At 63.8% G+C, this 26553-nt stretch carries 25 protein-coding genes; 12 read left to right on the top strand and 13 right to left on the bottom strand.

What is annotated here, in order from left to right; genetic code table 11:
* Positions 1 to 54 precede the first annotated feature (54 nt).
* Entirely contained in the window at positions 55 to 1425 is a 1371-nt protein-coding gene (fliD, locus tag E4L98_RS19470) for a flagellar filament capping protein FliD (protein ID WP_135203199.1), read from the bottom strand.
* Between the two features lie 84 nt (positions 1426 to 1509).
* Positions 1510 to 2958, bottom strand: coding sequence for a CoA transferase (locus tag E4L98_RS19475; protein ID WP_135203200.1), 1449 nt, complete (start codon positions 2956 to 2958; stop codon positions 1510 to 1512).
* Positions 2959 to 3051: 93 nt separating this feature from the next.
* On the opposite strand from E4L98_RS19475, the gene E4L98_RS19480 reads away from it, so the two are divergent.
* Positions 3052 to 4293: a citrate synthase family protein gene (locus tag E4L98_RS19480; protein ID WP_135203201.1), complete on the top strand. Its 1242-nt coding sequence runs from the start codon at positions 3052 to 3054 to the stop codon at positions 4291 to 4293.
* Here E4L98_RS19480 and E4L98_RS19485 read toward each other — a convergent pair.
* From E4L98_RS19485 to alr, 3 genes are read right to left on the bottom strand one after another with little or no spacing between them, the layout of a single operon-like run.
* A complete protein-coding gene (locus E4L98_RS19485; RefSeq protein ID WP_135203202.1) occupies positions 4274 to 4594 on the bottom strand; it encodes a PilZ domain-containing protein in 321 nt (106 codons plus the stop codon). The two genes, E4L98_RS19480 and E4L98_RS19485, sit on opposite strands and share 20 nt — an antisense overlap.
* A 57-nt stretch (positions 4595 to 4651) precedes the next feature.
* Complete coding sequence (gene radA, locus E4L98_RS19490) at positions 4652 to 6028, bottom strand: DNA repair protein RadA (RefSeq protein WP_135203203.1); 1377 nt, start codon at positions 6026 to 6028, stop codon at positions 4652 to 4654.
* 4 nt (positions 6029 to 6032) lie between these two features.
* Positions 6033 to 7124, bottom strand: a complete 1092-nt coding sequence (alr, locus tag E4L98_RS19495) for an alanine racemase (RefSeq protein WP_135203204.1) — start codon at positions 7122 to 7124, stop codon at positions 6033 to 6035.
* A 132-nt stretch (positions 7125 to 7256) separates the two neighbouring features.
* On the opposite strand from alr, the gene lplT reads away from it, so the two are divergent.
* On the top strand, positions 7257 to 8519 hold the full coding sequence (gene lplT, locus E4L98_RS19500) for a lysophospholipid transporter LplT (RefSeq protein WP_135203205.1): 1263 nt from the start codon (positions 7257 to 7259) through the stop codon (positions 8517 to 8519).
* A 4-nt stretch (positions 8520 to 8523) separates the two neighbouring features.
* On the opposite strand, the gene E4L98_RS19505 is transcribed toward lplT, so the two are convergent.
* Genes E4L98_RS19505 through tsaB form a run of 4 tightly spaced genes read right to left on the bottom strand, consistent with a single transcriptional unit; the run spans position 8524 to position 11960 of the window.
* Complete coding sequence (locus E4L98_RS19505; RefSeq protein WP_135203206.1) at positions 8524 to 9603, bottom strand: DUF1853 family protein; 1080 nt, start codon at positions 9601 to 9603, stop codon at positions 8524 to 8526.
* Entirely contained in the window at positions 9596 to 10801 is a 1206-nt protein-coding gene (locus E4L98_RS19510; protein ID WP_229257474.1) for a uracil-DNA glycosylase, read from the bottom strand. Before E4L98_RS19510 ends, E4L98_RS19505 begins: the two co-directional genes overlap by 8 nt.
* Positions 10798 to 11271 (bottom strand): ribosomal protein S18-alanine N-acetyltransferase, encoded by a 474-nt coding sequence (gene rimI / locus E4L98_RS19515; RefSeq protein ID WP_135203207.1) that lies wholly within the window; start codon positions 11269 to 11271, stop codon positions 10798 to 10800. The genes E4L98_RS19510 and rimI overlap by 4 nt, the downstream gene beginning before the upstream one ends.
* A complete protein-coding gene (tsaB, locus tag E4L98_RS19520; RefSeq protein ID WP_135203208.1) occupies positions 11268 to 11960 on the bottom strand; it encodes a tRNA (adenosine(37)-N6)-threonylcarbamoyltransferase complex dimerization subunit type 1 TsaB in 693 nt (230 codons plus the stop codon). The genes rimI and tsaB overlap by 4 nt, the downstream gene beginning before the upstream one ends.
* Before the next feature lie 94 nt (positions 11961 to 12054).
* Here tsaB and E4L98_RS19525 point away from each other — a divergent pair, with 94 nt between their 5' ends.
* On the top strand, positions 12055 to 12480 hold the full coding sequence (locus E4L98_RS19525) for a thioredoxin family protein (RefSeq protein ID WP_135203231.1): 426 nt from the start codon (positions 12055 to 12057) through the stop codon (positions 12478 to 12480).
* 34 nt (positions 12481 to 12514) lie between these two features.
* Here the strand turns inward: E4L98_RS19525 and E4L98_RS19530 are convergent, their stop codons facing one another.
* A complete protein-coding gene (locus E4L98_RS19530; RefSeq protein WP_135203209.1) occupies positions 12515 to 14782 on the bottom strand; it encodes a xanthine dehydrogenase family protein molybdopterin-binding subunit in 2268 nt (755 codons plus the stop codon).
* Between the two features lie 15 nt (positions 14783 to 14797).
* Positions 14798 to 17917 (bottom strand): bifunctional diguanylate cyclase/phosphodiesterase, encoded by a 3120-nt coding sequence (locus E4L98_RS19535; RefSeq protein WP_135203210.1) that lies wholly within the window; start codon positions 17915 to 17917, stop codon positions 14798 to 14800.
* Positions 17918 to 18065: 148 nt separating this feature from the next.
* On the opposite strand from E4L98_RS19535, the gene E4L98_RS19540 reads away from it, so the two are divergent.
* On the top strand, positions 18066 to 18578 hold the full coding sequence (locus E4L98_RS19540) for a DUF1993 domain-containing protein (protein WP_135203211.1): 513 nt from the start codon (positions 18066 to 18068) through the stop codon (positions 18576 to 18578).
* On the opposite strand, the gene E4L98_RS19545 is transcribed toward E4L98_RS19540, so the two are convergent.
* Positions 18579 to 18770 carry a DUF1289 domain-containing protein gene (locus tag E4L98_RS19545; protein WP_135203212.1) on the bottom strand — a complete coding sequence of 64 codons (192 nt, stop codon included), beginning with the start codon at positions 18768 to 18770 and terminating at the stop codon, positions 18579 to 18581.
* On the bottom strand, positions 18767 to 19324 hold the full coding sequence (locus tag E4L98_RS19550) for a DUF1415 domain-containing protein (RefSeq protein WP_135203213.1): 558 nt from the start codon (positions 19322 to 19324) through the stop codon (positions 18767 to 18769). The genes E4L98_RS19545 and E4L98_RS19550 overlap by 4 nt, the downstream gene beginning before the upstream one ends.
* Before the next feature lie 228 nt (positions 19325 to 19552).
* Between E4L98_RS19550 and E4L98_RS19555 the strand changes: the two genes are divergently transcribed.
* From E4L98_RS19555 to E4L98_RS19595, 8 genes are all read left to right on the top strand, one after another.
* Positions 19553 to 20932 carry a transglycosylase SLT domain-containing protein gene (locus tag E4L98_RS19555; RefSeq protein ID WP_135203214.1) on the top strand — a complete coding sequence of 460 codons (1380 nt, stop codon included), beginning with the start codon at positions 19553 to 19555 and terminating at the stop codon, positions 20930 to 20932.
* A gap of 189 nt (positions 20933 to 21121) precedes the next feature.
* Positions 21122 to 21913, top strand: coding sequence for an enoyl-ACP reductase FabI (gene fabI / locus E4L98_RS19560; RefSeq protein ID WP_135203215.1), 792 nt, complete (start codon positions 21122 to 21124; stop codon positions 21911 to 21913).
* Positions 21914 to 22088: 175 nt separating this feature from the next.
* Positions 22089 to 22616: a cyclic nucleotide-binding domain-containing protein gene (locus tag E4L98_RS19565; RefSeq protein ID WP_167761386.1), complete on the top strand. Its 528-nt coding sequence runs from the start codon at positions 22089 to 22091 to the stop codon at positions 22614 to 22616.
* A 309-nt stretch (positions 22617 to 22925) separates the two neighbouring features.
* The gene (locus tag E4L98_RS19570; protein ID WP_135203217.1) at positions 22926 to 24350 is read left to right on the top strand and encodes a DEAD/DEAH box helicase; all 1425 of its coding nucleotides are present in this window, start codon (positions 22926 to 22928) and stop codon (positions 24348 to 24350) included.
* 115 nt (positions 24351 to 24465) lie between these two features.
* Positions 24466 to 24843 carry a lipid II flippase family protein gene (locus E4L98_RS30820; RefSeq protein WP_229257475.1) on the top strand — a complete coding sequence of 126 codons (378 nt, stop codon included), beginning with the start codon at positions 24466 to 24468 and terminating at the stop codon, positions 24841 to 24843.
* 53 nt (positions 24844 to 24896) lie between these two features.
* Positions 24897 to 25223: a hypothetical protein gene (locus E4L98_RS19585; RefSeq protein ID WP_135203218.1), complete on the top strand. Its 327-nt coding sequence runs from the start codon at positions 24897 to 24899 to the stop codon at positions 25221 to 25223.
* A gap of 226 nt (positions 25224 to 25449) precedes the next feature.
* Positions 25450 to 25869 (top strand): CPBP family glutamic-type intramembrane protease, encoded by a 420-nt coding sequence (locus E4L98_RS19590; protein ID WP_167761387.1) that lies wholly within the window; start codon positions 25450 to 25452, stop codon positions 25867 to 25869.
* A 59-nt stretch (positions 25870 to 25928) separates the two neighbouring features.
* Positions 25929 to 26309, top strand: a complete 381-nt coding sequence (locus E4L98_RS19595; protein ID WP_135203220.1) for a hypothetical protein — start codon at positions 25929 to 25931, stop codon at positions 26307 to 26309.
* The last annotated feature ends 244 nt before the right edge of the window (positions 26310 to 26553 follow it).

Genomic DNA, 26553 nt, shown 5'->3' on the forward strand with positions numbered 1-26553 from the left:
AGCCGTGATGATCGGGCATAGCCGGTCCGGATGCAAGGAAATTCCTGAGAAATCTCAGCCCAGAATATCGAACAGGCTGCCGGCACCGGTGCCGTTGATGGCGCTGCCGCCGCCGGCCTGGGCCTGGGCGGTGTAGAACGCCGCCAGCGCGTTGGCCTGCGCCGTCAACGCCTTACTGAGCGCGGCGCGCTTGTGGTTGACGCTGGTGATGTCGTTGCTGGTCAGCGTGGTTTCCTTGGCCAGCACGCTGCTGCTCGAGGTCAGCGACGCGGCCTTGGCCGCCATCAGGTCGGCGATGCCCTTGCCGTCGTTGGTGAACAGCTTGCCGACCGCCGCCGAATCCTTGCTCAGCGCCGCCTGCAGCTTGCTGTCGTCGATCACCATGTTGCCGTTCTTGTCCTGGGTGACGCCGGCCGCGGCCAGCGCGGTGGTCGACACCAGCCCGCCGCCGGTCTTCAGCAGCATGCCCATGGCATTGGCGGCCTGGGTCATGGCGGTGTCGGACTTCAGATCGCCTTTCTGCAAGGCTTGCATCTTGGCGTTGAGGTCGTTATAGGCGGCGACGAAGGCTTTCAGGTTGTTGCCGATCTGGCTGGCATCCTGGGTGATGGTGACGTCGCTCTTGCCGGCCGCCACCAGGTTCAGCGTGGCGCCGGCGATGGCGCTGTCCTTGATGGTGTTGGAGGCGCTCCTGATTTCCTTGCCGCCGTCCACGCTCAGGATGGCGTCCTGCGCGGCCTGGGTCTGTTTCAGTTTCTGCGTGCCGTCCGGGTCGAAGGCCAGCAGGTTTTTCAACGCGGCGTCGCCGCTGACGCTGATGCGCATGCTGTTGGCGGCGCCGTCCGGGCCGACGATGGACAGCGATGCCTTGCCGTCGCTGTCCTTGACCACCTTGACGTCCATGCCGGCATCCTTGAACGCGGCGGCGATGCCGTCCAGCGTGTTGTTGCTGCTATCGATGGTGATGGTCTTGCTGGCGGCGTCACCCTGGGCAAACGGGCTGGCGGCGGTGCCGAAGTCGATCTTGACGGTCGTCAATGCGCCACCGCCGATCTTGCTGTCGGCGGCGGGGAAGGAATCGCTGGTCAGGAATTGGCCTTGGGCCAGTTGTTTGACCTCCACGGCGTAGCTGCCGGATTTGGCCGAGCCGGTGGAGGTGGCGGTCAATACCGACTTCGACGAGCTGCCGGCGCTGGTGCTCAGGCCGTTGCCCGACAGGGCGGCGGCGATGGACTGGAAGCTGGACAGCGCGCTCTGCAGCTGACCCAGCGCCGACAGCTTGGTCTGGTCCTTGGTCAGCATATCGTTCAGCTTGGACGCCCCGGTGTTTTGCTGGGACATAGTCTGCTGGACGCGATTGTAGACGTCGGTCGAGATCTGCGAGCTGTTGCTGCTGGTGGTGGAGGTAACGCTGGAAGTGGCCATGGTATCGTTTCCGACTTGGATAGTTTACATAATATGCAATATGAACAAACTATGCAAACTCAAGAACAAACCGGAAATCACCCCTTAATCCCAGTTTGGCAGGGACGAACCCAGGCTGGCGGCGGGCCGCGACCAGGCCATGGGCGCGCCATCGATGGTCACCGGCGGTTGCAGACGGCGCAGCGCTCCCCATTCGGTCCGCTCGAGCCGCGGCGCCAGGTCGGCCGCCCCGGCCGGCGCCAGCGTCAACGCGGATGCGCCCGACGGCGCCGGCGCGCCGCTCAGCCAGCGGGCCGTGCGGGCCAGCGATAGTCGGGCTTGCAACGGCTTGCCTTCCGCCAGTCGCGCGATCAGGCCGCGCACCACGGCGGCGGCCATCAGATAGCCGGTCGCATGGTCAAGCGCCTGCACCGGCAGGGGCACCGGCTGGTCCGCGCCCTGCTGCCGCATGCCGTGCTCGGCGATGCCGCAGCTCATCTGCACCAGGCTGTCGAAGCCGCGCCGGCCGGCCAGCGGACCGCTCCAGCCGTAAGCATTCAGCGCGACATCGATCAGGCCGGGGTTGTGCCGACGCCGGAACTGCGCCCCGAAGCCGAGCCGTTCCAGCGCGTCGGGACGGTAGCCATGCACCAGAATATCGGCCTGCGCCAGCAAGTCCTCGAACCTGGCGCGGTCCGCCGGCAGCCGCAGATCGAGTCGCGCGCAGCGCTTCCCCAGCGTGACTTCCGGAATGACGCCGGGTTCGTTCCAGCCGGGCGGATCGATGCGCAGCACGTCGGCGCCGTAGCCGGCCAGGAAGCGCGTCGCCACCGGGCCAGCCAGCACGCGCGTCAAATCCAGTACCTTCAATCCCGCCAGCGGACGCCCAGCCGTCCAGCGCCAGCCGCCCAGTGCAGCAGCCCCTGCCGCGCCGTTCCCGCGTGGGCGGGAATCCATGCTGGCTCTGCGCCGGGGTTCCATGGAGGTCAGATGCGGGAATGACATCGCGACCAGCGGTTCAGCGGCGACCGCCCTGCCCTGCGGATGCGCAGCCCATTCCGCCATCGACCGCATCGCCGCCGCACAGCCGCCCCGTGCGACCAGTGCCGCCTCCAGTTCGCCGCCTCGCCACTGCCGGACCGCGCGCGCCACCGCATCCCGATCGGCATCACACCCGAGCACCGCCAGCGCCGCCGCACGATGATGCGGCGCGTTGGTGTGCAGACGTATCCAGCCATCCGCCGCCGGATAATCGCCCGCCACCGCGTCCCACAGCGGCGCCAGCGTCCAGCCGACCGGGTGTATCGACCAGCCGAACCACAGCGACGCCAGCCGCCGGTCCACGCGCACCGCGCCCAGCGGATCGCCCTGCAGCCCCATCAAGTCGCGCACCGCCAGCGCCGCCGCAGCCACCGACGCCGCCGCCAGATCGGTAGTGGCGAAATACGACGGCAGATCGCCTTCGCCGACGAACGTCACCGCGTCCAGCGACGACGAAGGCAAGTCCAGCGCCGACCAGGCGGCATGCAGCAACTGACGGGAAGTGGCAGACATGGAAGCTCCAGTTAAGTTATGCTTGGCCGCAGCTTAGGACCGTGCGTCACTGAGCGTCAATCTTGACTTGAACCGTCAACATAGGAAGCGCCCATGGTCTGGATGACCGCCGCCGAAGCCCTGCACGTGCTGAATGTCCGCCCGCAAACGCTGTACGCCAGCGTCAGCCGCGGCAAGATCCGCGCGCGGCCTGACGCTGACGATCCGCGCCGCAGCCTCTACCACCGCGATGACGTGCTGCGCATGGCGCGCCGCGCCAATGGCCGGCGCAAGGTCGAAGCGGTCAGCACGCAGGCCATGCAATACGGCGACCCGGTGCTGCCTTCCGCCATTTCCACCGCCCTCGACGGCCGCCTGCTCTACCGCGGCCACGACGCCATCACGCTGGCCGACACCGCCAGCCTCGAGGATATCGCCGCACTGTTATGGCAATGCGATACCGCCGGCGGCGCGTCCGGCAACAACAGCGCCCCGGCCGGGGGCTGCGCTGCCGCCGCAGCTGGCTCACTCGTGACGGCGCGCACGGACACCTTCGCCGTGCAAGCCGTGCCCGCACCGTCCGCCCGCAGCGCGCTGGAAGACGGACTGCTGGCTCTGGCCCGACGCAGCGCCATCGACCCGCCCTCGCTGGGCCGACCGGTGGCCGACCTGCGCGTCGAAGCCGCGACTGTCGTCACCGCACTGGTCGACGCCATCGCCGGCCCGGCGGCAGCGCCGCACGCAGCCATCAGCCGCCGGCTGGCCGGGTGCTGGAACGCGCAGCCGCATGAAGACCTGCTGCGCCGCGCGCTGGTGCTGATGGCCGACCACGAACTGAACGCCTCTACCTTCGCCTGCCGGGTCGCCATCTCGACCGGCGCCTCGCTGGCGGCCGGCGTGCTGGCCGGCTTCACCACGCTGACCGGCCCGCTACACGGCGGCGCGGCCAGGGAATTCGCCCTGCTCGCCGCGCAGGCCCGACAAAGCGGTGCCGCGCAAGCCGTGCACGAATGGCTCGCCGACCGCCACGCTCTCCCCGGCTTCGGCCATCCGCTCTACCCCGATGGCGATCCGCGCGCCCAGGCCCTGATCAAATTGCTACCGAAAATGGAACCCTATGCATCCCTGGCCAGCGCCGCCGAACTGCAAGCCGGCGAACTGCCCAACATCGACTATGCCCTGTCGCTGCTGACGGCGAGTTGCGGCCTGCCGGACGAGGCGCCTTTCGTCTTGTTTGCTGTGGGGAGATGTGTCGGCTGGCTCGCGCATGCACTGGAGCAGGTGCAAGCCAACCGTCTGATCCGTCCGCGCGCCCGCTATACGGGGCCCGTCGGGATCAACGCAGGAATTTGTTGATGGTGGCCTGGGTGGCCAAATCCGGATTCATGAAAGTGAACCCGATCTTGAAATGATCACCGCTGAAGATGCAGTAATTCACCCGCGAACGGCAGGTCAGAATCTGCGCCCTGCCCTCGACGAACAACTCGAACGACACCATGCCGATATCACCGGTCGCCAGCTTGTGGTCGAAAGTGAGCGACAACCCGTTCGCGGTGAGGTCGATGGTGCGGCCCTGAAGCGGCGGCATGCCATCCATTACAACAACTGCTTTGGCACGCACGATCTTACGTGCGCCGGCCCTTTGATCAACTAACACTTTCCTATCCTTTGTTTCGCTAAGCACTTACTGATTACAACACAGAACAATACAACGTTATTGGATTTCGCGCAGCTTATTGAACGCATCATCGATCCGGTCAACAGCGATGATGGTCATGCCTTCAATCGCTTGCTTGGGCGCGTTGGCGGTGGGGATCATCGCCATCGAAAAACCCAGCTTGGCCGCCTCGCGCAGGCGCTCCTGCCCGCGCGGCGCCGGCCGGATCTCGCCCGCCAGCCCCACCTCGCCGAACACCACGAAGCCGCGCGGCAGCGCCTTGTTGCGCATCGACGAATTGATCGCCAACAGCACCGCCAGGTCGACCGCCGGCTCGGAAATCTTCACCCCGCCGACGGCATTGATGAACACGTCCTGATCGAAGGCGGCGATGCCCGCATGCCGGTGCAGCACCGCCAGCAGCATCGCCAGCCGGTTCTGCTCCAGGCCCACCGACAAACGGCGCGCGTTGGGCAGATGGCTGGCGTCCACCAGCGCCTGGATTTCCACCAGCAGCGGCCGGGTGCCTTCCTGCGTTACCATCACGCAGGAGCCGGGCACCTGGCTGTCGTGCTGCGACAGGAACAGCGCCGACGGATTCGACACGCCTTTCAGTCCCTTCTCCGTCATGGCGAACACGCCCAGCTCATTCACCGCACCAAAACGGTTCTTGATCGCCCGCACCAGGCGGAAGCTCGAATGACTGTCGCCCTCGAAATACAGCACCGTGTCGACGATGTGTTCCAGCACCCGCGGTCCGGCCAGCGCGCCTTCCTTGGTGACGTGACCGACCAGAATGATGGTCACGCCGGTCTGCTTGGCGGCACGGGTCAGCTGCGCCGCACATTCGCGCACCTGCGCCACCGAACCGGGCGCGGAACTCAGCGCGTCGGAATACAAGGTCTGGATCGAATCGATCACCGCCACTTCCGGCTTCAGATCGGCCAGCGTGGCGAGGATTTTCTCCAGCTGGATCTCGGCCTGCAGCTTGAGATCGCGCGCGTCGATGGCCAGCCGCTTGGCGCGCAGCGCGATCTGCGCGCCCGACTCCTCGCCCGACACATATAAAACCTTTTTCAGATGCGAGACATTGGCCAGCGCCTGCAGCAGCAGGGTCGACTTGCCGATGCCCGGATCGCCGCCGATCAGCACCACCCCGCCCGACACCAGGCCTCCGCCCAGCACGCGGTCGAACTCCTCGATACCGGTACCGAAGCGCGGCACGTCGATCGCATCGATATCGGCCAGCGACAGCACCGGCGCGGTCTGCGCCAGCGACAGGTGCGCCGGCTGCGAATAGCGGTTGTTGCCGCCGGTCTCGATCACCGATTCCACCATCGTATTCCACTGGTGGCAGGACGAGCATTGCCCGGTCCACTTGTTGGCGATGGCGCCGCAATCGGAACAGACGAAATTGGTTTTAGCCTTGGCCATGCGCTCAGCCCTCGACCACGGGCACGCGCGGCGCCAGGGCGCACATCAGCTCATAGCCGATGGTGCCGGCGGCATTGGCCACCTCGTCGATCGGCAGACCCTGCCCCCACAGCGTGACCTTGCTGCCGATGCGCGCCTGCGGCAGTTCGCTCAGGTCCACCGTCAGCATGTCCATCGACACGCGGCCGACCAGGCGGGTGCGCACGCCATCGACCAGCACCGGGGTGCCCAGCGGCGCCACGCGCGGATAGCCGTCGGCATAGCCGCAGGCCACCACGCCGATGCGCACCGGGCCTTCGGCCTGGAAGCGGCTGCCGTAGCCCACCACTTCGCCGGCGGCGACGTCCTGGATGCCGATGATCTCGCTGCTCAAGGTCATGGCCGGCCGCAGGCCGAATTCCTCGGCGCTGCCACCGCCCGGCGTGCCGCCGTACAGCATGATGCCGGGACGGATCCAGTCGTTTTGCAGACCGCGATGCAGCAGCACGGCGGCCGAATTCGACAGGCTGCGCTGGCCCGGCAGACCGGCCGCGCCCCGCTCGAAGCGGCGGATCTGCTCGGTGATCGGCAGCAGCGGATGGTCGATATCGTCGGCGTTGGCGAAGTGCGTCATCAGCGTGATGTCGCCGACGCAGGCGATCGCGCGCAGACGTGCGTGCGCGGCGGCATAGGCGTCCGGCGTGAAGCCCAGGCGGTTCATGCCGGTGTTCATTTTCAGATGCAGGTGAAAGCGGATGCCGCGCTCGGCCAGATCGTGCTGCGCCGCTTCCAGCCACTCCAGCTGATCGTCGCAATGCACCGCCGCCTGCAGCTCGTAACCGGCCATGGTGTGCAGGTCGGCCGGACTGAAGAAGCCCTCCAATAACAGGATCGGTTTTTTCCAACCCAGCTCGCGCAAGCGGACGGCATTATCGACCTCGATCAGCGCCAGGCCGTCGGCTTCGGCAAAGCCGCGCATGGCGCGCTCCAGGCCGTGGCCGTATCCATTGGCCTTCAACACGCCCCACGCCTTGGCGCCGGGGGATCTGGCCTTGGCCAGGGCCAGGTTGTGCTGCATGGAGGAGACGTGGATAGTGGCTAGGATGGGCCTCGGCATACGACAAATTCGGGTGAGTAAGGGAAACCGCTATTTTACCGCGTGAGGTCACAGCCGCGCTGCTCAATTCTTGGGGATACGAACAAAGCATGGTATAAAGCAAGCCAGATAAGTTTTCAGGCACACCCCAGAATGAATCGTGGTTTTTATACCATCATGGCAGCGCAGTTTTTTTCGTCCCTGGCGGACAATGCGCTGCTATTTGTTGCGATCGACCTGCTGGTATCGATGAAATCTCCAGGGTGGATCACGCCGCTCCTGAAGCTGTCATTTACCCTCTTTTATGTGCTGTTGGCGGCATTTGTCGGCGCGTTTGCCGATTCGATGCCAAAAGGTAAAGTCATGTTCATCTCCAACCTGATCAAGGTGGCGGGATGTTTATTGATGTTTGCGCACGTCCATCCGCTGCTGGCCTACGCCGTGGTGGGCTTCGGCGCCGCCGTCTATTCGCCGGCCAAGTACGGCATTCTCACCGAATTGCTGCCGCCTGAAAAACTGGTGGCCGCCAATGGCTGGGTCGAAGGCTTGACCGTGCTGTCGATTATCTTCGGCACCGTGATGGGCGGCGCGCTGGTCGGCGACCGCATTTCCTCCATGCTGCTGGGCTTCGACATGCCGCTGATCGATACCGGCGTCGACACGCCGACCAAGGCCGCGCTGTGCGTGGTGGTCGGCATTTATGCGCTGGCGGCGCTATTCAACACCCGCATTCCCGACACCGGCTGCAAGTATGGCCACCAGGAGCGCAATCCGGTCAAACTGATCAGCGATTTCGCCAACTGCTACGGCCTGCTGTGGAAAGACAAGCTGGGCCAGATTTCGCTTGGCGTCACCACCTTGTTCTGGGGCGCGGCGCAAACGCTGCAATTCATCGTACTGGAATGGGCCAACCGCACCCTGCATCTGAGCTATGAACAGTCGACCAGCCTGGTCGGCGTGGTGGCGATCGGCGTAGCGCTGGGCGCGGTGATGTCGGCGCGCTTCATCTCGCTGCGCAAGTCGCTGACCGTGATCCCGGTCGGCATCGCCATGGGGGTGATCGTGATGAGCATGACCATGATCCATTCGGTCAAGCTGGCGTATCCGCTGCTGGTGCTGGTCGGCCTGCTGGGCGGCTTCTTCCTGGTGCCGATGAACGCGCTGCTGCAGCACCGCGGCCACGTGCTGATGAGCGCGGGCCATTCGATCGCGGTGCAGAACTTTAACGAGAACCTGTCGATCCTGACCATGCTGGCGGTGTACTCGCTGATGCTGCGCGCGCACCTGAACCTGGACATCATCATCATGCTGTTCGGCCTGTTCCTGGCCGGCACCATGCTGCAAATCCTGCGCAAGCACAAGGCCAACCAGCGCGAGTTCGACTCGGTCGCGCTGATCGGCGAGGCCAAGCACTAGTCCGTCAGGCCGGCAGCGCCCCTTCGTGGCGGCGCTGCGCGGCTTGTGCGCGCCACGCATCGGGGACGATGAAGCCGCGGTGCTGCTCCACCAGCCAATCTCCCTCCGGCTTTAATGCCGCCACCATCACGGGCGCCGGCTGATCGCGCAAGGCGGCCAGCAGCGTTTGCTTGTCCAGGCTTTCCCTGGTCTTCAACGGCGCCAGCCATTGCATGCGCGGCATGACGGCGTACGGCTGCTCCGGCAGTTGCCGCGCCTGTTCGTAACTCATCCAGAAGCCATGGCAGTGCCGGCGCGAAATGCCTTGCATGGCCGGCGCACCGTCAACGCCGGGGTAGAACAGCCAGCCCTTGACCAGCGCCTGCGCGCGGCCGACCGGCTGCGGCAGCAAAGGCTGCGCGGCGGGATGTTGGGACAGCGTCAACTGCTTGTCGAAGATCTTGCGCATCTTGGCGCCCAGCGTGTCGGCCAGGTTCGGTCCCACCAGGCCGTTGAAGTCGGCGCTGGCATGGTCGAGCAGATAGAACTTGGTGGCGAATTCGATGTGGACCAGCTCGTCGCCTTCGCGCAGCAGGAAGTCGAATTCGCCAACCGTGTCGGTGCGGTCGGCGCGAACCTGCAGGCCGTGGGCATACAGTTGACCGCGCTCCGCGAAATAGAAGGCCATCAGTTTTTCGGCATACAGACCGAGGCGCGAGTAGTGCCTGGCGCCGAGCGCGGCTTCCAGCGCGGACGGGTCGCGTTCCAGGGCGGCCAGCCAGTCGGCGGTCTGCGCGGTGAGCGGGCCCAGCGAGGCGATGTGGCCTTGCCATTGCGGCGCATCGGGGTCCAGCAAGTCGGGCGCATCGAGCAGCCAGGCCAGCGCGCGCACGTGCGGCCGGGTCAAATGGCCCCAGCGGTGTTCGAATTCGACCTGGTATTGTGCCGCCGCGTATGTCGCGGCCGAGGTGGCGTGCGAACCAGACGGCGCCGCGCCCGCGCCCCCATCAGGCCGGCCGTCGGCACTGGCCTGCGCCGCAGGCCTCTTCGCGGCGGCAGCGCCCGGCGTCAGCGGGGCTGGCGCACCGGGCGGGGGACTAGCCATGGCCGGCGGCTTTCGCCAGGCACAGATCGGCCCATGCCTTGGCCTTGTCCTCCGGCTTGCGCAGCAGGTCGTCGGGATGGTAGGTCGCGACCACCGGCAATTGCGCCTCGCCATAGCGCATTACCTTGCCGCGCGCGGCAGGGCCTAGCATGAGGCCACGCGCGGCATGCTGGCCGAACGTCATCGCCATCGCCGCGCCGGTCAGCACCAGCTCGCGCTCGAGGTACGGACGGCAGGCGCTCAGCTCGTCCACCGTCGGCGCGCGGTCGGCGCCGTCCGGCGTCGAGGGACGGCATTTGACCAGGCTGGTGATGTAGACGTCGTCCTCCGGCTTGAGCTCGACAGCCTTCAGCATATTGTGCAGCAGCTGGCCCGCTTCGCCGGCGACGGTCTGGTTATCCTTCTCATCCAGGCGCGACGGCGCGGCGCCGATCGCGATCCACTTCGCATTGTGGGCGCCGCGGCCGTTGACGGCGTTGCGACGCGTTTCGCACAGCGCACAGCGGGTGCAGGTGGCCACGGCGGTCTTCAGGGCATCCCAGTCCATGACGGCGATGGCCTCATCGCTGACCGGTGCCGGACGCGCGGGCGCCGGTGCATCGTCGAACCACGCGGTGGATTCTTCCTCCACCGGCGCAGGCGTGCGCGCGGCAGGCGGCTGCGGACGCGCCGGCTGGTTCATGTTCGGCGCGGCCGTCTTGAGCGGCGGCCTGGTCGACACCACCGGCATCGGCGCTTCGTCGAACCAGGCGGTCGACTCCTGCTCCGGGGATGCCGGTGTGCGCGGAGCGGACGGCTGCTGCGACACCGGCTGCGCCATGCTCGGTACGGAAGAAAGAGCGGGTGCGCTTGGGCGAGGCTGCGCGACGGGCGTGACCGTGGCTGCGGCAGCCGCGGCGGTGAAAGGCCGCTGAGCGGGGCGTGGCGCCGGTTCGGGCGGCATCGCCGCCAGTCCGCCATCGGCTGATCCGTCGGCGCGCGCATGCGCTGCCGATGGTGCGGCCGCAGGGCCGGCAGTCTGTGGCAGCGGACCTGACGGCGCGCCGCTCGCTCCGCCATCGGCCAGCGCCTGCACCGCGGCTGCGAACCCGTCGGCGGCTGGCGCCGGTTGTGCCGCGGCGTCGGTCTGGCCCGCAGGCCGCAGCTTCCATTGCACGCCTACGCCCATCTCCTGCAGGAATATTTCGTTGCGATTCATAGCGTAAACCGCATCACGATGGCGTCCTCGCGCTGCTGGTCCGCCGCCGGATAATATCCCCGGCGACGACCGATCTGTTTGAACCCGTAGCGCTCATAAATCTCCAGCGCCCGCGTATTCGAAGGACGCACTTCCAGCAGCACCGACTCCATGCCCAGCCCGCGCGCACAGGCCACCGCCTGGTTCAGCAAAAACCGCCCCAGCCCCTGACCCTGCTTCTCGGCCGACACCGCCACATTCAGCAGATGCGCCTCATCCACGGCTATCATCAGCAGGAAATATCCGAGCAGACCGCCATCGCGCTCGCGCAGGACCCAGGCTTGATACTGGCTTTTCAGCGAATCGACGAAATTGGCCATGCTCCAGGGATAAGGATAAACGCTCTGCTCCAGCGCGAACACATCGGCCAGATCGGCTTCCCGCATGGGCTCGTAATTGAGCCGCGCCAGATCCCAGACTTGCGCGCTCATGCGCCACCACCCTTGGTGGCCGCCATCTCGCGCCGCTCGGCCTGGGTGTAGGCGACCTTGTTGCGCAGGTACAGCGGCTGGGCTTCCGCCGCCGTCACCGTGTGGCCGGCCGCGAACGCGGTGGCGGCCAGCTGCGCGACCTGCTCCGCGTGCGGCATGATGTCGGCATGACCGCCGCCAGGAAACGCATCGGCGTAGGCCGACAAGCCGTTGCCGCAAGCGACCGGTACGCCTTCCGGCCTGACCTCGGCCGGCGCCGACAGCACCGGCGGCAGCAGCGTCACCGGCCGGCCGTTTTCGAACCGGTACTGCGCCCAGTACACCTCGCCCATGCGCGCATCCAGCACCACCAGCACCTGTTCGGCGCCGTGCCGCTGATGGCAGGCCAGCGCCATCGCCTCCAGCGTCACCACCGGCACCGCCGGCAGTTGGCCGCCGAACGCCAAACCTTGCGCCACGCCGCAGGCGGTGCGCACGCCGGTAAACGACCCGGGGCCGGAGCCATACGCGACCGCATCGCAATCAGCGAGCGACAGACCGGCTTCGGCCAGCAACTCCTGAATCATCGGCAACACTGCCTGGGAATGGGTGCGCACGCCGCTGGAGACGCGGCTGATGACGGCATTGTCCCGCAGCAAGGCGCAGGAAGCGGTTTCAGAAGAAGTTTCAATGGCAAGAATGATAGTCATGGCGTATTTTAACCCGCCGCGCTATCAGGCGCGAGCCCGCGGCCGGAGGTAAAATACGCGTTTGGCGCCAAGCGCGCTCATGATCAAAACAACCATGCACAGCCTGACCCTGAATTCCGACAACCGCGAAGAAGTGGCCGCCGCGCTGGCTGGCGAGCGCTGGATCGTCGCCTGCCTGTGTGCCGCCTGGTGCGGCACCTGCGAAGCCTACCGCGCCACCTTCGAAGAACTGGCCGCGCGCCATCCGGACAAATTCTTTGTCTGGATCGACATCGAGGACCACGCCGACGTCGTGGGCGACCTGGACGTGGAAAACTTCCCCACCCTGCTGATCCAGCACCACGAGCTGGTGGCCTTCTTCGGCACCATGCTGCCGGATGTCAACGTCGCGCACCGCCTGGTGCAATCGACCGTGGCGCAGAGCGACCACGAGCTGCAGGAACAAATCAACAACAATGCCGACCGCGCCCGCTGGCAGCGCGAGTGCAATCTGCGCACCCTGCTACGCGCAGCGCTTTAAGATCGGGGTCCGAATGTCGGCTCTGACCCCGATCTCACAAAGTTAGCGGCAGGCTGCGCAGGCGCTTGCCGGTCAGTTTGAAGACGGCGTTGGCCACCGCCGGCGCCACCGGCGGCGTCGCCGGTTCGCCCATGCCCTCCGGATGGGCGCTGCTCGGCAGGATGATGGTCTCGACCTCGGGCGCCTGGTCCAGGCGCAGCACCGGGTAGTCGTGGAAATTGCTCTGTTCCACCCTGCCATCCTTGATGGTCACCACGCCGGACAGCGCCGCCGACAGGCCGAACACCACCGCCGATTCGGCCTGCTGGGCAATCAGGTTGGGATTGACCGCCAGTCCGCAATCGACCGCGCACACCACGCGGTGCACGCGGATTTCCTTGCCCTGCACCGACACTTCCGCCACCTGGGCAACGATGGTGCCGAACGACTGGTGCAGCGCGACGCCATGCGCGCGGCCCGCCGAGGGCGTGCCGGCGTGGGCCACCGCCGCATTCAGCACGGCCAGGTGGCGCGGATGCTGGCGCAGCAGCTCGCGGCGGAACGCCACGCCGTCCTTGCCCGCCGCATGCGCCAGCTCGTCGATGAAGCTCTCCTTGAAAAACGCGTTGTGCGAATGGCCGACCGACCGCCAGTAACCCAGCGGCACCGGGCTGTCGACGATCACATGCCGGATGCGCTGATTCGGGAAGTAGTACTGCATGTCGAATTCGCCCTCGGCCGTGGTCTTGTCCGGGCCGCCGGCCGGCAGGCCGAGATTGCGCTTCAGGAACTGGTGCGCGATCGAGCCGCCGGCCGATTTGTTGTCGTAGCCAAGCACATTGCCCGCCGCGTCCAGCGTGGCGCTGAAGCGCGACAGCGCCGCCGGCCGGTAGACGTCGTGCGTGGTGTCGTCTTCGCGCGACCAGATCAGCTGCACCGGCTGGCCGTCCGCCTGGCGGGCGATGGCGACCGCCTGCGCGATCATGTCCACGTCCAGCCGCCGTCCGAAGCCGCCGCCCAGCAGCGTGACGTGCAGTTCGACGTCGCGCGCCGCCACGCCGGCCACCTTGGCCGCCACCTCCACCGCGAAGCCCGGCGATTGGGTCGGCGCCCAGACGCGCACCTTGCCGGCGCTGACCTGGGCCGTGCAGTTGACCGGTTCCATCGCTGCATGCGCCAGATAAGGCGCGCGGTATTCGGCCTGCACGGTCCTGACAACACCCGGCGCGCGGCCCGCCACCGCGTCCATGTCGCCGGCCTGATAGTAGGCGTAGCCGTCTTCCTGGTCCAGTTGGCGGGCAAGTACGGCGTCGATATCGGCACTGGACAGATGGGCCAGCGCGCCTTCATTCCATTGCACCTCCAGCGCCAGCGCCGCCTGCCTGGCCTGCCAGTAGCTGCGCGCGATGACGGCCACGCCGGCGCCCGCGCCGGTGCGCTGCGGCAGCGCCGCGGAATAATCGACCACCTTGACCACGCCCGGCATTTTCAGTGCCGCATCGCCGTTGACGCGGGCCACCGTGCCGCCGATCACCGGCGACATGCGCACCGCCGCGTACAACATCCCCGGCGGACGCACGTCAATGCCGAACACCGCCGAGCCGTTCACCTTGGACGGCGTATCGCGGCGCGGCTGGGCGTGGCCTATCAGCCGGAATTCGGCGGGTGACTTGAGGCGCACCTCGCCCGGTTGCGCATCGACCGCGATCAGCGCCAGCTCGCCATACGGCACGCTGCGGCCATCCGCGTGCAGCACGTGGCCGTTTTCGGTACGGCAGTCGATGGGGTTCGCTTTCCATTGCGCCGCCGCGGCGGCCACCAGCATCGCGCGCGCCGTGGCGCCGGCTTCGCGCATCGGCTCCCACGCATCCTTGATGCTGGACGAGCCGCCGGTGATGATGAGCCCCAATTCACGCGCCACCTTGCCGGTCACCCAGGTCACCGCCGCCTTCAGGCGCCCCGTGTCATCGGGATGGAACGGCAGCCCGTCCTGCAGCATGGCGACGTTGCCAAAGATTTTGTCGATGGGCGCCTGCACCAGTTCCACCTGCGACAGCGGCACGTCCATCTCTTCCGCCACCAGCATCGGCAAGGCGGTGTGCACGCCCTGCCCCATCTCGCTGCGCGGGATCGCCACCTGCACTTTGCCGTCGGGTGCGATGCCCACCCAGCCATTCAGCGCCACGCCGCCACGTGTCGGCAGCGGCAAGGCGGAATTGAGGCGCTGCCGCGCCGGCAGCACGCCCCAGCCGACCACCAATGCACCGCTCACTGCGACGCCGCCCAGCAGGAAGCGGCGGCGCGACAGGCTGTTGACTCCCATCGTCTCTCCGTTGTTCTATTTTTGCCAGCGCGCCAGCATGTCGCCGGCCGTCAGCGGCCGGCTGTAGTAGTAGCCCTGCGCCAGATTGCAGCCGTGACGCAGCAGGAAGCCGGCCTGCTCTTCGGTCTCCACACCTTCCGCGATCACCGACAGATTCATGCTCTTGCCGAGCTGGATGATCGCAATCGCGATCGCCTCGTCGTTGACGTCGGTTGAAATGTCCTTGATGAAGGAACGGTCGATCTTCAGCGTCTGCACCGGCAGTTGCTTCAGGTAGGCCAGCGACGAGTAGCCGGTGCCGAAATCGTCGATCGCCAGCGCCACGCCGATCGAGTGCAGGTCGTTGATGAAGACCATGGCGTCGCCGGTGTTCATGATCACCGATTCCGTCACTTCCAGCTGCAGGCGCTGCGGCTCCAACCCCGTCTCGCGCAGGATGTCGGCCACCATGTTGACGATGCTGCCGCGTTCGAACTGCTTGGCCGACAGGTTGACCGCGATCTTCGGCACGTGCAGGCCGGCTTCCTGCCAGCGCACCATCTGGCGGCAGGCTTCGTGCAGCACCCACTTGCCAAGCTGGTTGATGAAGCCCGTGTCCTCGGCCAGCGGAATGAAGCGGATCGGCGGAATCAGCCCCAGTTCCGGATGGTTCCAGCGCACCAGCGCCTCCACGCCCACTAACCGGCCGGTGTCGATTTGCACCTGCGGCTGATAGTTGAGGAAGATCTCCTCCTTCTCGATCGAACGGCGCAGGAAGGTCTCCAGGCGCAGGCGCTCGACGCCTTCGCCCGTCATCGACGGCGCGTAGAAGCTGTAGCCGTTACGGCCGCGCGCCTTGGCCTGGTACATGGCCACGTCGGCGTTACGGATCAGCATATTCAGATCGGCCGCATCGTCCGGGAACAGGCTGATGCCCACGCTGCACGTCACGAACAATTCGTGGCCGGCCACCATGAACGGCTGCTCGAACATCTGCACCAGTTTTTCCGCGACCTGGCTGGCGCCGTACTGGTTCTCGATATTCTCCAGCAGCACGATGAATTCGTCGCCGCCCAGCCGCGCCAGCGTGTCGCCTTCGCGCAGGCGGTCCTGCAGCGCACGCGCCACCTGCTTCAGCAGCTCGTCGCCGATGTGGTGGCCCAGCGTGTCGTTGACGTTCTTGAAGCGGTCCAGATCGATGAACAGCAGCGCCAGTTGCTCGCCGTCGCGCGAGGCGCGCTGCAGGGCGTGCTGCAAACGGTCGTGGAACAGCAAGCGGTTCGGCAGGCCGGTGAGCGGATCGTGGTGCGCCAGGTGATCCAGCTTGTCCTGCGATTCCTTGGCCTTGGTGATGTCGCTGAACACGCCGACGTAATGCGTGGTCTTGCCGCGCGGGTCGCGCACCGCGCTGACGGTCAGGAATTCCAGGTACATGTCGCCGTTCTTGCGCTGGCTCCACAGCTCGCCGCGCCAGAAACCCTTCTCCAGCTGGTCCTGCCACATCTGCTCGTAGAAGCCCGCCTCGTGGCGGCCGGAGCGCGTCAGCGTGCGGTCGCGGCCCAGCGCCTCTGCCTCGCTGTAGCCCGTGATCAGGGTGAAAGCCGGGTTGACGGCGACGATGGTGCCTTCCGCATCCAGCACCACCACGCCGTCGGCGATGTGTTCGATCACGGTGGCGGACAGGCGCAGCTTCTCTTCCGCCTCCTTGCGCTCGGTGATGTCGGCGAACACCCAGATGCTGCCCTCGTTGGCGCGGGTGTGGTCGAGCGCATAGCCGCTGACCATGCACCAGAACACGCCGCCATCCTGGCGGCGATACTGGCGCTCCTCGCTGAAGTAGTCGCCCTTGGACAGCGACGGATACTGGCGCGCGCCCGAGGCTTCGTAATCGAAAGCGTCGAGGAACATGATGGAGGTCGAGGCGCCGGTCATCTCGCCCGGCCCGTAGCCGAACAGTTCCTCGCAGCGGCGGTTGGTCGAGAAGATGGTGCGGTGACGTACGAACATCACGCCGAACATGACGTTGTCCAGGATCGCGCTCTGCTCGGCCAGCAGCGCCTCGATGCGCACCTCGTTGTGCTTGCGCTGGCTGATGTCGGAGATGATGCCATCCACCCACGGCGCATTGCGGTCGCCCTCGGAGGGCTGCGGCTGGCCGTTTTCCTGCACCCAGCGCTCGGCGCCGGCCGCATCGACGATGCGGTATTCGATCTCGTAAGGCTGGCCGTCGCGGATCGCCTGGGTCACCACGCGGCGCTGCTTCTTGCGGTCTTCCGGCGCGATCAGATTGGTCCAGGAATGGGTGGTGCTGCGCATGAATTGCGCCGCCGAGTAACCGGAGATGTCTTCGATGGTGTCCGAGACGAAGTCGATCGGGCCGTCCGGGCGGAAGCGGAACACCGCGCCCGGCACCTGGGTCACGATGGTGCGGAAGCGCTCCTCGCGCTGGCCGATATCCTCGAACAAGCGCTTGATGGCCACCCGCATCTGTTCCAGCTGCTGCGCCAGGCGGCCCAGCTCGTCGCTGCCGGTGACATCCAGCCGGGTTTCGAAATCGCCGTGGGACAGCCGGTCGGAAAAGCGCATCAGCTTGCGCAGTGGCTTGATCAGGCGTGAATTCAGGAACAGGATAATCAGCAGCAGCGACACCATCAGCTGCGCCGCCAGCACGAATACGTAAGACAGCTGCTTCTCGCGCAGCTCCTGCTGGCTGCGCGCATCGTCCATCTCGACCATGATGCGGCCGATACGTTCGCCGCGCACCAGGATTTCGCGCTCGGCGCGGTAGATATTCCCGGTCGCCACGCGCGGCGAGCGCACATGCATGAACTGGGTGTCGGCCTGGCCGACCACCTGCACCTGCAACACCGAGCGGTCGCGCATCACCGATTCGACCAGCGAATGGGCCGATTCGGCGTTCATGTTCCACAGCGATTCCTGCATGCCCAGCGCCAGGATGTCGGCATTGCGCTGCAGCGATTCGTTCAGGGCGACGCGGGCCGACTGCTGCTCGTGCACGCCGATCAGCAGGTAGCTGCCTATGATGGCCGGGATCACCAGGCCGCCGAACACCACCAGCAGCAGCGAACCGTATATGGACAGACCGTACAGCGCGCTCAGGCGGGCGCGGGCTCTCTGATAAATCGTGCTAGTCATGCACCAGCGTAATATGAAGTTGGCATCGGCGGTCTGAAATTGTTACTTGATGGAATTATGCCCGACAAACTGAAGCAAAAGCGCACTGTGAGCAAAAAACCCACAGCCGCGTTATGATCGCGACTCTTTTTTACACATAGGAATCGCCATGACCACCTTTTCGATGTACACCGCCTCCATTCCTGTGTTCAAGCAGATTCTGAACAGTCTGCACGCCATCCTGGAAAAGGCCGAAGCGCACGCGGCCGAGAAGAAAATCGAGCCCAACGCGCTGCTGCAATTCCGTCTGTTCCCGGACATGCTGCCGTTCACCCGCCAGATCCAGATCGCCTGCGATTTCGCCAAGGGCGCGGCGGCGCGCCTGGGCGGCCAGGAAGTGCCCTCCTATGCCGACACCGAAGTGACCTTCGAGGAGCTTAAGGCGCGCATCCAGAAAACCCTGGCCTTTATGGACAGCGTGCCGCGCGAGGCGATCGAAGCCGGCCTGAGCCGCGCCATCACCACCGGCAGCGGCGAGCGCGCCAAGCACTTCGAGGGCGGCCACATCTACCTGTTCCACTACGCGCTGCCGCACTTCTACTTCCACGCCACCACCGCTTACGACATCCTGCGCCACAACGGCCTGGAAATCGGCAAGAAAGACTTTATCGGCTCGTATTGATCAGCCGTTACGGCGCGGGTAACCCTGCGCCAGGATGCGCTGCCAGACGACTTCCTTCTGTTCCGGCGTCATCGCCACCCAGTGCGCCACCTCGACCACGGTGCGGCCGCAACCGCGGCACACCTCGTCGAAGGTGGTCGAGCAGACCGCCACGCACGGCGTGTCGGGACGGATGGGCAGGTCCTTGCTCATGCCTGCTCCATCAGCTTGTCCCAGCCGTCGTGGCCGAGTTTTTCCATGGTCTCGATGTTCTTGTCGAAAATATCAGAGGCGTCCGGGAAAGCTTCCACCGCCCGGTCGATGCTGTCTTCGCGCAGCAGATGCAGGGTCGGATACGGCGAGCGGTTGGTGTAGTTGCCGATGTCGTTTTTGTCGGTATCGGCGAACTGGTAGTCCGGATGAAAGCTGGCCACCTGCAGCACGCCGTCCAGTTCCAGCTCTTCCAGCGCGGCGTCGGCCACGTCCAGAAATTCGTTGTAGTCGAAGAAGTCGGTGAGCACCTTCGGGTGGATCAGCAGGGTGGTGTCGATCTGCTCCGGGTCGGCGTCGGCCAGGTGCTGCAACTCTTCCATCAGCTTTTCCAGCAACTCTTCCGGCGTTTCGGCCTCGCTGACCACGTAGCGGATCTGTTTTTTCACGTGCACCGCCTTGGCGAACGGGCACAGGTTCAGGCCGATCACGGCTTTTTCCATCCAGTGGACGGTGTCGGCGACCACCTGATCGCGGTCGACAGCGGGACTACTCATGACTTTTCCTTCGAATAACTACAGAAAAAGCAGCATTGTACGCAGTCTTTGCGCTATCTCATACTTCTGTCAATTTGCTGTCAACTGACGCTTATTTTGCTGGAACTGTTGCATACAAGAATTTGTAATATGGCTGACATATTTCTTGACTCGGGTAAGTGGTCTTCCGTACACTCCGTGTTTATTCATAGTCGTCGCGATGTTTCATGTCGCCAACTCTGGAAAACTATGCAAGCACGAATTTCTAAATCCGCGGCTTTGGCGGCGTTGCTGGCGCTCTCGGCGCCCATGCTGGCCCAGGCCCACGATGAGGCGCTGGACCTGCCGACCGCCACCACCGCGCTGTCCCCGCTGCCCAAGTCCGCATCGCTCGACGTTTCTGCCGTCAAACCCGCCAAACCAGCCAAAGCCATCGATGAAGACGCTTTCCGCGAGAAGGACGTCTGGGGCCGCATCCGCAGCGGTTACGCGATTCCCGATGTGAATAACGACCTGGTGGCCAAGCACGTCAACTGGTACGCCACCCGTCCCGACTACATCGCCCGCACCACCGCGCGCGCTTCGCTGTACCTGTTCCACGTGGTGTCCGAACTCGAAAAGCGCGGCATGCCGACCGAGCTGGCGCTGCTGCCGTTCATCGAGTCCGCGTTCAACCCGCAGGCGCTGTCCAGCGCCAACGCCGCCGGCATCTGGCAGTTCGTGCCGGGCACCGGCCGCGATTTCAACCTGAAGCAGGACGCTTTCAAGGATGAGCGCCGCGGCATCCTGGCCTCGACCGACGCCGCCCTGACCTACCTGCAGCGCCTGTATGACATGTTCGGCGACTGGCAGCTGGCCCTGGCCGCCTACAACTGGGGCGAAGGCTCGGTGCAGAAAGCCATCAAGCGCAACCAGGCCGCCGGCAAGCCGACCGACTTCGAAAGCCTGGCCGAGCAGATGCCGGCCGAGACCCGCAATTACGTGCCCAAGCTGCAGGCGGTCAAGAACATCGTCGCCAACCCGCAGCAGTACGGGTTGAACCTGCCGCTGATCGACAACACGCCATATTTCACCGCGGTCGACAAGACCAGCGACATCGACCTGACCGTGGCCGCCCATCTGGCCGAGCTGTCGGTGGACGAGTTCAAGGCGCTGAATCCGCAATTCAAGCGCCCGGTCATCACCGGCGACGAGGACACCAAGATCCTGCTGCCCAAGGAAAACGCGGAGAAATACCACATCAACCTGGCGCAGTGGAGCAAGGAACTGTCGACCTGGACCACGCACAAGATCACCAGCGCGCGCGAATCGATCCGCACGCTGGCCTCGCGCTTCCACACCTCGCCGGAAGTGATCCGCCAGGCCAACAATATTCCGCAGAATTCCGTGCTGAAGGCCGGCTCGACCATCCTGGTGCCGAAGATTTCGACCTCGGCCAATATCGACATCCCGGCGCAGGTGGAAGACAACGCCAGCGTCGCCTACGAGGCCGAACGCAGCGGCAAATCGGCCAAGGGTTACAAGCTGGCCGGCAAGGGCAAGCCGGAAAAAGGCGGCGTTTCGCTGGTCAAGGCACGCGTGCCGCGCGATGCCGTCAAGTCCAAATCCCACCGCAAACACAACGATTGACACGGTTCCGGCCCCGTCCATGGCGGGGCTTGAAACCTTGCCAATCAATGGTTGCAGTCATGGCTGACACGTCCTACAATCTTGGTCTTGCGTGTCGGGCAAGTCTCGCACACTAAAAAAACAACCCCACTGACGTCGCCAGCCAGCCTGACGGGCTAGCGAGCGCGCGCAGTTGCAATTGGAGTTCCTATGGCGTTCTTGCAAGGCAAAAAAATCCTCATCACCGGTCTGCTGTCCAACCGTTCCATCGCTTACGGCATTGCGCAAGCCTGCAAACGCGAAGGCGCCGAGCTGGCGTTCACCTACGTCGGCGACCGTTTCAAAGACCGCATCACCGAGTTTGCCGCCGAATTCGGCAGCAGCCTGGTGTTCGACTGCGACGTCTCCAGCGATGAGCAGATCAACGCCCTGTTCGCCGACCTCGGCAAGAGCTGGGACCGCCTGGACGGCCTGGTGCACGCGATCGGCTTTGCGCCGCGCGAAGCCATCGCCGGCGAGTTCCTGGACGGCCTGACCCGCGAAAACTTCCGCATCGCCCACGACATCTCCGCCTACAGCTTCCCGGCCCTGACCAAGGCCGCGCTGCCGCTGCTGAAAGAAGGTTCGTCGGTGCTGACCCTGTCCTACCTGGGTGCGGTGCGCGCCATTCCTTACTACAACACCATGGGCCTGGCCAAGGCATCGCTGGAAGCGTCGGTGCGCTACCTGGCGGAAAACCTGGGCAAGCAGGGCATCCGCTCGAACGGCATTTCGGCCGGCCCGATCAAGACCCTGGCCGCGTCCGGCATCAAGGACTTCGGCAAGCTGCTGGGCTTCGCCGCCTCGCACGCGCCGCTGCGCCGCAACGTGACTATCGAAGAAGTCGGCAACACCGCCGCCTTCCTGCTGTCCGACCTGGCATCCGGCATCACCGGCGAGATCACCTACGTCGACGGCGGCTTCTCGCATGTGATGGGCCTGAACGCGGAAGACTACACCTGAGCCGGCTCCCGCTTGACCCGCGAAAACGCCCTGTCCGCAGGGCGTTTTTTTTCGCCGATTGCGATGCAACAGATACAACGCTATACTTGCACGGAAAATAATATTCATACCAGGGTTGGCAACAGTGAACATGACTCCGTCGATGGCGCGTGCGGTCGCGCCTGAGCGCGCACAGATGCGCAAAGTGCTTTTCATCCTCAGCGAGCTGCGCGATGAGGACGTCGAATGGCTGGCCATGGCCGGTGATCGCCTGCGCTACCCGGTCGGGGCGGAACTGATCTCTTATGGCAGCGTGGTCGACAGCGTGTATTTCGTGCTCGACGGCACCTTCTCTGTGCTGGCCGCCAATGGCGAACTGGTGGCGGAACTGAGCAGCGGCGAAGTGATCGGCGAAATGTCGCTGGTCGATCCGGCGCGCACCACCGCCTCGGTGCGCGCCGGCGAAGGCGCCTCGGCGCTGCGCATCTCGCACGCGCGCATGCGCGACAAGCTGGCCGCCGACGCGCCGTTCGCCGCCCGCTTCTATCGCGCGCTGTCGGTGTTCATGTCGGCGCGCATGCGCCAAACCACGCGCCGCTTCGGCTACGGCGGCATGAGCCAGCCGGACCAGCCGCAGGCCGACGAGATCAGCGAGGAGCTGCTGGAAAAAGCCCACCTGGCCAGCCTGCGTTTCGAGCGTCTGCTGAAACGGCTGGCGAGTTAGCTATATACACGGACGATAAACTAGGGCATAATAACGGCCTTGCGCTGAAAACCCGCCTGTCGATCCATAGCAAATCGATAGTCATCCTTCAGCCAGTGATAGTTTAGCAGCTACGCAAGCCTCACAGCGCATCGTTCGGATGCCCTTATAAAGCCCTCCCGCCCCTGGTGTCGCACTTTGACACCGTCCCGGCGCAAAGCTTTTGTGCCGAAATTTCTTTCGATTCTGATTGAGTCATTTCGTTTTTGGTAAGCGTTGCTATTTCGCGTTCCGCGTGTGCGAGAACGCAGATTTTTACGAAAGAAAAGCATGACATTTGAAGCACTAGGTCTCAACACGTCCATCCTCAAAGCCCTGACCGACGCCGGCTACACCAAGCCGACCCCGGTGCAGGAGCAGGCAGTGCCCGCCGCGATCGCGGGCAAGGACCTGTTGGTATCCTCGCAAACCGGTTCCGGCAAGACCGCAGCCTTCATGCTGCCGTCGCTGCACCGTCTGGCCGCCATCGAGCCAGCGCCGGCCGGCAAGACCCCCAACCAGGAAATGCAGGCTGCGCGTTCGCGCGGCGAGCGTCCACGCTTTAAGCCAGCCCAGCCGAAGATGCTGGTGCTGACCCCGACCCGCGAGCTGGCGCTGCAGGTCACCACCAACACCGACAAGTACAGCGTCAACCTGCGTCGCATCAAGGCCGTCTCGATCCTGGGCGGCATGCCGTATCCGAAGCAGATGCAACTGCTGGCCAAGAATCCGGAAATCCTGGTCGCCACCCCGGGCCGCCTGATCGACCACATGGAATCGGGCAAGATCGACTTTTCGCAGCTGCAGATCCTGGTGCTGGACGAAGCCGACCGCATGCTGGACATGGGCTTCATCGACGACATCGAAAAAATCGTGGCGGCGACCCCGGACGGCCGCCAGACCATGTTGTTCTCGGCCACCCTGGATGGCGTGGTCGGCAACATGGCGCGCCGCATCACCAAGGAGCCGCAGATCATCCAGATCATGACGGCTGCCAACAAGCACGAAAACATCACCCAGCGCGTGCACTTCGTCGACGACCTGTCGCACAAGAACCGCCTGCTGGACCACCTGCTGCGCGACGACACCATGGACCAGGCCGTGGTCTTCACCGCCACCAAGCGTGACGCCGACACCATCGCCGACCGCCTGAACATCGCCGGCTTCTCGGCCGCCGCGCTGCACGGCGACATGCACCAGGGCGCGCGCAACCGCACGCTGGAAAGCCTGCGCCGCGGCCAGGTCAAGGTGCTGGTCGCCACCGACGTTGCCGCCCGCGGCATCGACGTGCCGAGCATCACCCACGTGTTCAACTACGACTTGCCGAAGTTCCCGGAAGACTACGTGCACCGCATCGGCCGTACCGGCCGCGCCGGCCGCAACGGTCTGGCGATTTCGCTGGTGAACCACGCCGAAGGCATGAACGTGAAGCGCATCGAGCGCTTCACCAAGCAGATGATTCCGGTGAACGTGGTGGAAGGCTACGAGCCGAAGAAAACCGGTTCGGCGCCACGCTCCTCGCGTCCAGGTGGCTGGAAGCCGGGCGACAATCGCGGCGGCGCCAAGCCGGGCCAGCGTTCGTTCAGCAAGCCAGGCAACGGCGCCCCGCGCCGTGACGGCGTCAGCGGCTCGGCCGAAGGCTACAAGGGTCCAGGCTTCAAAGCCAACAACCCCTACAACAGCGACCGTCCACGCCGCAGCTACGGCGACCGCTAAGCTGGTTAGCGCTTGAATAAAACGGCCACCGGAGCGATCTGGTGGCCGTTTTTTTTGTCGCAGGCGTTGCATAAAATACTATTCTTATGCATAAGATGGTAATTCGGAGCACTTTATGATGTCGGTAATGCTGGCGGCGACCTGGGACCACACGTGGTCAGGCGGACCGGAAGGAAGTCGTCACGATCGCACTACCACCCTTGCTCATCAGCGATGCCGTCTTTTGGATCGTGAAGAATGTCCCGTTGGAATTCAGCGCCAGGTTCTCGCTGATGTACTCCTCCGTGACCGCATCAAGCACATGATGGCGGTTTTTATTGACCCACATATGTCAGGCATGACGGATGATGTCATCGAAGGAAAAGTGAGTGAAACTCAATTCAGACGTGCGGTGGTGTGGCTGGTCGGAAGTCGCCTATCGGGTACGTTACTAGCGCAAGTGCTGCTGGTGCCTTCGGCCTTGCTCATCACCTTCGTGGCGAAAGCCATTTAGCACTGGCGTTAATCGGCAAAAGGCAGCCGTGTCAGTTCGTCAGGAAGACAACTATGCAATGCATCAGCTTCCGTAGCATATTCAAATTCTTCGCTGTGGCGATGTCCATTATGGGATGCAGCACACCTCAAAAAATGAGCGCTGACCAACTCACCTCAATCGGGGTCAGCGCCGGAAATACCTATTGGTCTGTCGAACAGAAACTGGCCAGCAGTGGTTATCAGTGCTTTGTAAGTGGAGCGAAAAGAGAGAACTTCGATTGTACAGAGAAGGAAGGATTTTTTCCTTCGTGTATTCTTCGTGTTGAATTCAGTGTTGACGAGTCGAACGTCGTATCAAGCTTACGCATCGCCGAACCCGCCTGCATTGGAACTCCTTGAAGTCTGATCTCGGCCAACAGCGGACGTTCGGCGTGAAACTATCTGTGAGTTTTCTTGTCAACTCCCGCTGCTATAGTTGAGCATTAAATTCACAGGGCCTTACCCGATGAACGCATATGACTTGGTCTTTGCAAAGCGATGGCCAACTCTCCTAGTCGACTCTAACCCATATCGCGTTGCCTCCCTTGTTGGTGCTTCTGTTAGCGTAGTAAGCGCGGTATCTTCCGTGGTCATCATCAGCGTGATGGTATTGCTACTACCGAAGGAAACACTTGGTCCTGCGGCTGCGGCAGGTCTTTTAAGTCAGAATGCTTTTGTCGTGTTTTTTTTGGCTGTTTTATTTGTACCGTTTTATGAAACGTTGATAGCTCAGTTAATACCACTAGAGCTTTCTAGATTAGCAAATCTCAACGACTTAGGTTGTATACTAATTGGGGGAGCTGTTTTTGGATTAGGTCACTACTTGAACGGTGGAGTCCTTCACGGAATAAGTGCGCTTCTCGCAGGTTCGTTGTTTGCGTTTAGTTACGTGACCTTGCGCTCTTGGGGATATTTTCCCGCTTTTTGGGCGTCGTACGTGGCACACGCTGCGCATAATGGATTAATGCTTTATGCAGTTCCCATTATATTTCCAAGCCTGGGGTGACGGTGGCTGCAATCGGCCAAGAGCGGACGGAGTTCGCTTAAGTGCCAAGTAAGATTAAAATGAAAATTGCTCTGAAAATTATGATGTGCCTGCCGATGCTCTGGGCAACATCGGCGTATTCAACATCCCCATGCGAAGGCGACGCATGTATCGACGCTGCATCAGCGTCCTTTATTGCTCCGTATGATGTCTTTGAAGCCAAGTGTTCAGCCGTGAAGCCAGAACTGCATGCGCGGTATTCGGCCATAGTGGCTTACTTCATTCGTAATGAAGATACAGTTCTTCTAAAAAAATTGCGGGAATCGAATGTTTATGCGGCAGTACGCAGTGAATTTGAGGCGGAGGTAGCTGCAATGAGCGCGAGTCGACTTGCAAAAGCTTGCGAAGGTTTTCTGAAAGAGCCCAGCTTCGAGGTAAATCAACCGACTCACCAACACTAGTGTCTGACTGTTGTCGGCCAACAACGGACCTTCAATAACTAAATTTAGCTCTAACCATTTGGCCGATGGCAGGTGATGTGGAACTAGCGATTCGATGTGATGGAGTTGCCGAGCCAGTGATACTTTTGAGTCTTTTAGGTAGCCCTGGGGCGAGAGTAGTCAGCGGTAAGGACGGTAAATTCAACGAAGTTGCTGCGGCCAATTTATTCGCTGGACGTTACGATATCACGCGTCCGGCCCCTTA

The sequence above is a fragment of the Duganella callida genome (assembly GCF_004614165.1).
Lineage (GTDB): Bacteria > Pseudomonadota > Gammaproteobacteria > Burkholderiales > Burkholderiaceae_D > Rugamonas > Rugamonas callida.